Annotated in this window: 1 protein-coding gene; it reads left to right on the top strand. The window is 42.9% G+C overall.

All coding sequences use genetic code 11. From position 1 onward, the window contains the following. Positions 1 to 632 (top strand): flavodoxin domain-containing protein (locus ABLT31_RS38885; protein WP_462976599.1); only part of this gene is annotated, 632 nt, incomplete at both ends.

The following is a 632-nucleotide window of genomic DNA, read 5'->3' on the forward strand; positions in this document are numbered from 1 at the left end:
GTCCGGACTTTCCTATGTCCCAGGTGATGCCCTTGGTATTATTCCTTCAAATGATCCGGAACTAGTGGCTTCCTTACTTGAGGAAATGAAGTGGGATGAAGAAACGTTAGTAGAAATTAATAAGCAAGGTGAAACGCTCCCGTTAAAAGAAGCGCTAACAACCTACTTTGATATTACGTTATTGTCGAAAAAGATTTTACAGCAGGCAGTGGAATTAACAGAAAACGAAGAGCTGCGAAATCTTGTGTCAGTTGAAAATATAAACCAGTTGAAAGAATATACAAACGGACGTGATTTGCTTGATATGTTACGTGATTTCGGCCCATGGAATGCTTCTGCCCAAGACATCGTGTCTCTATTAAGAAAAATGACACCACGTCTCTACTCCATCGCAAGCAGCATTGTCGCGAGTCCTGAGGAAGTGCATCTAACCATCGGTGCTGTGCGTTATACCGCTCACGGACGCTTAAGAAAAGGAGTTTGTTCTGTTTTATGTGCTGAACGTCTTCAAGAAGGAGATACGCTTCCCGTGTTTATTCAAGAAAACAAACACTTTTATCTGCCAGACTCGGGGGGAAAAGATATCATTATGGTTGGGCCAGGGACAGGCATTGCACCATTCCGTTCCTTTA

It is taken from the genome of Ammoniphilus soli (genome assembly GCF_040813775.1).